Raw genomic sequence first — 929 nt, forward strand, 5'->3', positions numbered from 1 at the left:
GAGAATGGGATTTTCCAGCATTGAAGCTAAGGAAATTGTCAATAGAATTGAGGAAAGAGGGCTTCTTTCAAAGGGAGCAGGGCATATAGTGCTCAAGGTGGCAGAAAGAGCAAAAACAGACTATCTCACAGCAGGAAGAGGCCTTGCAAATGGCCAGTATCTAGATGTGTTGGATGAGATTGCGAGGGAGGCGAGAGAGAATGAAGCTGGAGAAAGATAAAAAGATTGACATAGAAGAGATTTTAAAAGACCTTGACAAATATGTTCCTAGAAGAAGAGGATGGCACTGGAGGGAAGGGGTAGGAAGGCGCAAAATTGGAGATTTTGAGTATTACCAGGTCTCTGAGCCATTGAAAAATAGCATTCCACTGCCTGCTGCAAAGTATTTTGGAAATATTGACCCGCAACCAGACTGCGTGATCACCACTGAAATTGCTTCAGGAAGATTTGAAGACGACATAAGGCGAATGAGAATGGCGGCATGGCACGGTGCAGACCACATAATGGTGATAAGGACTTTGGGGCAGAGCCATTTTGACGGATTGATAGAAGGAACTCCTGAGGGAGTGGGAGGAGTCCCAATCACCCGCAAACAAGTTAGAGCGACGAGAAAAGCTCTTGATTTGATTGAGGATGAAGTAGGAAGACCTATAAATTTTCATTCATATGTCAGTGGAATTGCAGGGCCTGAAATAGCTGTAATGTTTGCGGAAGAGGGAGTAAACGGCGCTCATCAGGACCCACAGTATAACGTTTTGTATAGAAATGTAAATATGGTTCGCTCTTTTGTGGATGCGGCAGTTGCCAAAAAGATTATGGCAGATGCTGACATGCTCCAAATTGACGGAGCTCACAACGCAAATGCGACTGCAAAATATGGATGGAAAGTAATGCCAGAACTTTTGGTGCAGCACGCTATAAATACCATG

The 929-nt window shown here is 44.2% G+C and carries 2 protein-coding genes; both read left to right on the forward strand.

Annotated elements, in window-relative coordinates:
* The coding region (oraS, locus tag AC29Z1_RS17630) for a D-ornithine 4,5-aminomutase subunit OraS (RefSeq protein ID WP_488272741.1) at positions 1-220 on the forward strand (220 nt) is incomplete at its 5' end.
* Positions 201-929 (forward strand): lysine 5,6-aminomutase subunit alpha TIM-barrel domain-containing protein (locus tag AC29Z1_RS17635; RefSeq protein WP_488272742.1); only part of this gene is annotated, 729 nt, incomplete at its 3' end. The genes oraS and AC29Z1_RS17635, both read left to right, overlap by 20 nt.

The sequence above is a fragment of the Sporomusa sp. genome (assembly GCF_057736855.1).